At 71.7% G+C, this 6,088-nt stretch carries 5 protein-coding genes and 1 pseudogene; 4 read left to right on the top strand and 2 right to left on the bottom strand.

Annotated features, from left to right (window positions below; all coding sequences use genetic code 11):
- Positions 1-15 precede the first annotated feature (15 nt).
- Positions 16-342: pseudogene (locus CED_RS25935) on the top strand (NUDIX domain-containing protein); the annotation flags it as partial.
- Between the two features lie 158 nt (positions 343-500).
- On the opposite strand, the gene CED_RS24925 reads toward CED_RS25935, so the two are convergent.
- Both CED_RS24925 and CED_RS00555 read right to left on the bottom strand, forming a co-directional pair.
- Positions 501-2,246 (bottom strand): FAD-dependent oxidoreductase, encoded by a 1,746-nt coding sequence (locus CED_RS24925; protein ID WP_369807764.1) that lies wholly within the window; start codon positions 2,244-2,246, stop codon positions 501-503.
- Positions 2,247-2,269: 23 nt separating this feature from the next.
- The gene (locus CED_RS00555) at positions 2,270-4,555 is read right to left on the bottom strand and encodes a molybdopterin oxidoreductase family protein (protein ID WP_051868607.1); all 2,286 of its coding nucleotides are present in this window, start codon (positions 4,553-4,555) and stop codon (positions 2,270-2,272) included.
- Between the two features lie 258 nt (positions 4,556-4,813).
- On the opposite strand from CED_RS00555, the gene clpS reads away from it, so the two are divergent.
- The 3 genes from clpS to CED_RS24920 form a co-directional block, all read left to right on the top strand.
- On the top strand, positions 4,814-5,104 hold the full coding sequence (gene clpS / locus CED_RS00550; RefSeq protein WP_023841213.1) for an ATP-dependent Clp protease adapter ClpS: 291 nt from the start codon (positions 4,814-4,816) through the stop codon (positions 5,102-5,104).
- A 197-nt stretch (positions 5,105-5,301) separates the two neighbouring features.
- Positions 5,302-5,838 carry a DUF2017 domain-containing protein gene (locus CED_RS00545; protein WP_232235102.1) on the top strand — a complete coding sequence of 179 codons (537 nt, stop codon included), beginning with the start codon at positions 5,302-5,304 and terminating at the stop codon, positions 5,836-5,838.
- Between the two features lie 52 nt (positions 5,839-5,890).
- The coding region (locus CED_RS24920; RefSeq protein ID WP_235186830.1) for a Mov34/MPN/PAD-1 family protein at positions 5,891-6,088 on the top strand (198 nt) is incomplete at its 3' end.

Raw genomic sequence — 6,088 nt, 5'->3', positions numbered from 1 at the left:
GCCCTCGCCGTCAGCGTGGACGTGGTTCTGCTGACCCTGCGCGCCGGTCGGCTCTGTGTCCTGGTCATCCGCCGGGACGATCCCCCGTTCGGCGGATGCTGGGCGCTGCCCGGTGGTTTCGTCGACCGCGACGAGGATCTCGACGCCTCGGCCCTGCGGCAGCTCGCGGCCGAGACGGGCGTCACGACGACCGGTCACCTCGAGCAGTTGCGGACCTACGGCGGCGCGCACCGCGACCCGCGTGTCCGGGTGGTCAGCGTGGCCTACCTGGCCCTGCTGCCGAATCTCCCGCAGCCGCAGCCACAGCCCGGCCGGGATGGACCGCGGGCCCGCTGGTGGCCGGTGGAGGACCTGGACTCGACCGACGGCCCGACGCTGGCCTTCGACCATCCGCGGATCGTGGGGGACGGCGTGGAGCGGGCCCGGGCCAAGTTGGAGTACACCCCGCTGGCCGCCGCCTTCTGCGAGGAGCAGTTCACCCTGGCCGACTTGCGCCGCGTCTACGAGGCCGCGTGGGGCGTCGCGTTGGATCCGCCGAACTTCCGCCGCAAGGTGCTGTCCACGCCGGGATTCGTCGTACCGCTGGGCCAGCGCACCTCCCCGCGCGGTGGCGGTCGGCCCGCCGAGCTGTATCGGCGTGGCTCGGCGGNCGCGCTGCNCCCGCCGCTGCTGCGCCGGTCGGTCTGAGGAGATTCCTCCAGACCGGCCGCGCAGTTGTCGCCTGCCGCGGCCGACGGGTCCGGGTCGGCCGCGGCCAGCCACTCGACGATGCCCGCGACGGCGTCCCGACAGGTGCCGCATCCGGTCGTCGCCCGGGTACCGGTGACGATCGCCGGCAGGTCACGTGCCCCGTCCAACCAGCAGCGGGTGATCCCGCCCTTGGTCACGTTGTTGCACCGGCAGATGGTGACCCGGTCGGGCAGGGTCGCCGGACTGTCGGTGACGGTGACCTCGGTCCGGGTCGGGAACAGCAGGCTGCGCCGGTCGGCCGGCACCGGAGCCTGCCGGTCGAACAGCTGCGTCACGGTCCCCACCGTCGGGTTGTCACCGAGCATGATCGCGCCCACCAGTCGGTCCCCGCGGATCACCAGCTTCTTGAAGGTGCCCCGGGTGACATCGACGAACTGCAGCACCTCGGCGTCCTCGTCGAACTCGTCCACGTCGACCTCGCCCATGGTGGCGAGATCCACTCCCGACGCCTTGAGCCTGGTCACGGGTCGGGCGCCGCTGTAGCGCGCGGCGGGGTCGGCGGCGGTGACAACGTCGGCCACCACCCGGACCTGGTCCCACGCCGGCGCCACCAGCCCCTGCACCGTCCCGTCGTGCTGCGCGCAGTCACCGACCGCGAACACGGCCGGATCGGCGGGGGNGCGCATCTGATCGTCCACCACGATCCCGGCTTCGACCGGCAGGCCGGCCGCCGCGGCGAGGTCGGTCACCGCCACGACGCCGGTCGAGACCACCAGCAGATCGGCGTCGAGCACCTCGTCGCCGGCCAGCTCCACGCCGGCGAGCCGCTCGTCGCCATGGATCCGGACGACCCTGGCCTCGAGCCGGGACCGCACCCCGAGCCCGGCCAGCGTCCGGACCAGCACCTGTCCGGCCCGCCGGTCGAGCTGGCGGTTCATCAGGTGACCCGCAGCGTGCAGGACCGTCGTGTCCAGACCGCGGCGGACCAGGCCGCGGGCCGCCTCCAGGCCGAGTAGGCCGCCGCCGAGTACCACCGCGCGGGTGGCCCGTTCGGACTGGGTGAGGATGTGCCGGCAGTCGTCGAGGGTGCGGAACGCCGCCACTCCGGGTAGCAGCGTCCCATCCGGTCGGGTCAGTCCCTCGATTGGTGGCAGCCACGCCCGGCTCCCGGTGGCGAGGATGAGTACGTCGTAGGCGACGACGCTGCCGTCGTCGGCCGTGACGGTGCGACGCGTACGGTCGATGTGGTGCGCCACCACGCCGGCCCGGACGTCGACCAGGGCGCGCGGGGGCGTGCCGTCACCGCTGTCGCCGGACGCCGCATGGTCGACCAGGGTGATGTCGGCCAGATCCGCCTTTCCTGCCAGGACGTTCGACAGCAGGATGCGGTTGTAGGCGGGATGCGGCTCCTCCCCGAACACGGTGATGATCAGGTTGGGATCTCGGGAACGAAGCTCGCTGATCATCCGGGAGCCCGCCATCCCATGCCCCACGATGACTACGCGGCGCGGCCCGGAGGCCCCTGTGGAGTCCGACGCGGGCGCGGCGTCGTGCATCATGGTTCGGGGTCTTGCGGTCATCACCCTTGGTGCCTTCCGCTCGGTTGGCTGCGGCCCGTCAACATGGCTCGGACGGGTTCGGCAGCCCCGACCGTCGCGGTGGGGACGGACCCGGTGGCATGCCGATCGTCGTCCGGGTTGTCGTCCGGGTCGTCGATCGGCTCGACCGCGACCGCGCACACCTTGAACTCGGGCATCCGGGACGTCGGGTCGAGCGCGTCGTTGGTCAGGGAGTTCGCCCGTCCGGCCCCGGCCCAGTGGAAGGGCAGGAAGACGGTGTCGAATCGGAGGGTGTCGGTCAGCCTCGCCGGCACCTCGCAGGTGCCTCGTCGGCTCGTGACCCGCACCGGCGCCCCCTCAGCGATCCCGAGCCGTTCGGCGAGGTCGGGATGGATCTCGACGAAGGGTTCCGGCGCGGCGTCAACGAGGGGTCCGATCCGGCGGGTCTGCGCACCGCTCTGGTAATGAGCCAGCACCCGCCCGGTGGTCAGGTAGTAGGGGTACTCGGGGTCGATGTCCTCCGCCACCGGACGGTGCTCGACCGGCACGAGCCGGGCCCGTCCGTCCGGGGTGGCGAAGCGATCCAGGAACATCCGGGGGGTGCCCGGGTGCGTCTCGTCCGGGCAGGGCCAGAACACCCCGTCCGATGCGGTGATCCGCTCGTAGCTGATGCCCGCGTAGTCGGCGATCCCTCCGGCGCTGGCCCGGCGCAGCTCGTCGAAGACCGCCCGTGGTTCGCCGGGAAAGCGCTCGGCGTGGCCGAGTCGGGCGGCGAGCGCCGCGATGATCTCCAGGTCGGTGCGTNCCCCGGCCGGAGGAGGCCGCAGCCGTTCCCGCCGCAGTACCCGACCCTCCAGGTTGGTCATCGTCCCCTCCTCCTCCGCCCACTGGGCGGTCGGCAGGACGATGTCGGCCATGGCCGCCGNCTCGCTGAGCACGAAGTCGGCGACGACGAGCAGGTCCAAGGCGGCCAGCCGCGAGGTGATCCGACCGGCCCGGGGGGCGGAGACGGCGATGTTGCTGCCGAGGATGAGGAGCGCCCTCGGGCCCTGCGGCGTGCCGAGCGCGTCCAGCATCTCGTAGGCGCTGCGGCCCGGACCGGGGATGGTCGTCGGGTCGACGCCCCAGATTCGACCGATGTGCTCCCGGGCCACCGGATCGATGATCTTGCGATAGCCGGGAAGCTGGTCGGCCTTCTGCCCGTGTTCCCGGCCGCCCTGCCCGTTGCCCTGGCCGGTGAGACAGCCGTAGCCCGACCCGGGGGTGCCGGGCAGCCCCAGTACGAGGGCGAGGTTGATGAGCGCCGTGACGGTGTCGGTGCCCTTGCTGTGTTGTTCGGCACCGCGGGCGCTGAGCACCATCGCCCGTTCGGCCTGGGCGAGCAGGTCCACGGCGGCGTACTGGTCTGCCACCGGCACTCCGGTGATGCGCTCCACCCGTTCGGGCCAGTAGGAGGCGAGTACTGCTCGCAGCTCGGCGAGGCCCGTCGTCCGAGCGGCGAGGAAGTCGCGGTTGGCGTACCCCTCCGTTAGGGCGATGTAGGCCAGCCCGTTGGCCAGGGCCAGGTCAGTTCCCGGGGTGATCTGCAGATGTAGGGCCGCGGCGCGGGCGGTGGCCGTCAGCCGCGGGTCGACGACCACGAGCGCCCCGCCGTTCTCCCGCTGGCGGGTCAGATACTGCATGAACGGGGGCATGGTCTCGGCCGCGTTGCTGCCGACCATGATGACGGCCCCGGCGTGCGCGATGTCCTCCAGTGGGAAGGGCAGGCCCCGGTCCAGCCCGAACGAGCGGATGCCCGCGGCGGCCGCCGACGACATGCAGAACCGGCCGTTGTAGTCGATCGCGGAGCTGCGCAGCGCCACCCGAGCGAACTTGCCTAGGGCGTAGGCCTTCTCGTTGGTCAACCCGCCGCCGCCGAAGACGCCGACCGCGTCCGGGCCGTGTTCGCGCTGGAGGCGGATGATCCCCTCGGTGATGCGGTCGAGNGCCCGTTCCCAGCTCACCGGCTCGAGGGGGGCGTCGCGTCGCGGCCGCATCAGCGNGGTGGTGAGCCGGTCCGCGGCGGTCAGCAGCTCGGCGGAGGTCCACCCCTTCTGGCACATCCGGCCCCGGTTGGTGGGGAACTCGCGGGCGAGCACGGTAACCGGCCCCGGAGACCTTCCACCTGCGGGTTCCGGGCCGTCGTCTTTTCCGGTGCCTTCCTTGGCGGCGCTCTCCGGGGTGGCGCGCAGCATCATTCCGCACTGCAGGGCGCAGTACGGGCAGTGTGTCGCAGCCTCGGCAAGGGGCGCGGCCGGCACCGGCATGGTCGTGGTCACGCACCGAGCGTGCGGCGAGGGGGTGTCTCGGCCGGGTCGGAGCCGTTTCGCGGCGGCAAAGTGGTTCTCATCCTGGCCGGCCCCCCGATGTGCGGCCCCCCGATGTGCGGCTGCGGCCCCGACGATGCCACCCTGCGGCGCTCGGTCGTCTCCCGGCGTTGGGCCGCCTGCTGAGAGGTGATTGCCGGCCACGGCACACGACCCGTCGAGGAGAACTGTCGTGGGAATGGCGTAACAATAGGCAGCGTGTCTGTCGCCGCCGTGTCGCCTCTCGATGTCGAGGAAGTCGACGAGACCCTCGATGACGATCGGCCGTGGGTCACCATTGTCTGGAACGACCCGATCAACCTGATGTCATACGTGACGTATGTCTTCCAGAAGCTCTTCGGCTACAGCAAGCCGAAGGCCACCAAGCTGATGCTCGACGTCCATCACAAGGGGCGGGCTTCGGTGGCCGTCGGCACCAGGGAGGAGATGGAAGCCGACGCCGAGCGCCTGCACGCCTACGGCCTGTGGGCGACGATCGCCCAGGACTGACCCGACCGGTGACCCGAGACCGGTGCCCGACCCGGGGCTCTTTCCGTCGCACCGGTGCCCTGCCGCCCGGAGCAGCCCGTGCGGCATGCCCTGGGTAGGCTGGCTGCGTCCGTGGTCGGACGGTTCAGACGGTCATGTGGGGCGGTCGTCCCGGGCGCACCGTCGCCGGGAGCGTGGGAGTGGGGGAACGGAGGGACGTGGCTGACGGCTTCCGCCGCACGCGTGCCGGGATCGAGCTGCGCCTTCCCCGGCTCGAGGCGGCGTTGCTGATCGAGCTCGTCGGCCAGATCGAGTCCCTGCTCGAACCGCCGCCGGTCGAGGACCCGCTGGAGGCGCTGGTGGGGTTGCGTGACACCGCGCCGCCGCCGCCGGACGATCCGGCGATCGCTCGTCTGCTTCCCGACCCCTACCCGGACGATCCGATGGCCTCCGGGGACTTCCGCCGCCGCCGGACGGACGATCTGCTCGCCCGCAAGCGTGACGCCGCTCGGCGGGTGCTGTCCGCTGTGCCGGCGCCTGGGAGGGCGCTCCTGCTCGATGAGGAGGCCGCTCAGGACTGGCTGACGACGCTGAACGACCTCCGGTTGGTGCTGGGAACCCGCCTCGGTCTCACCGACGACGACTCCACCGCGGAACTCGAACACCTCGACCCGGACGATTCCCGCCGCCCGCTCGTCGCGGTCTACGCGTTCCTGACCGAGCTGCTCGACGATCTGACCCGAGCTCTGGGGTAGTCGCGGGCGAAGGCCGACCCGAACCGCCCCTTCGGCGTCGTACGGTGGGCTCGTGCTGCGAATCGACCGTGCCTGCTATGAGGCGATCGTCGCCCATGCCCGTCGAGATCATCCCGACGAGGCCTGTGGCATCGTCGCCGGCTCCCTGGGGTCGGACCGGCCGAAGCGGTTCATCCCGATGGAGAACGCGGAGCGTTCGCCGACCTTTTACCGCTTCGACCCAATGGAGCAGCTCAAGGTGTGGCNGGNG

It is taken from the genome of Frankia sp. CeD (assembly GCF_000732115.1).
GTDB lineage: Bacteria > Actinomycetota > Actinomycetes > Frankiales > Frankiaceae > Frankia > Frankia casuarinae.
The sequence above is the reverse complement of the archived record's forward strand: the minus strand, read 5'-3'. Positions and strand labels throughout refer to the sequence as shown.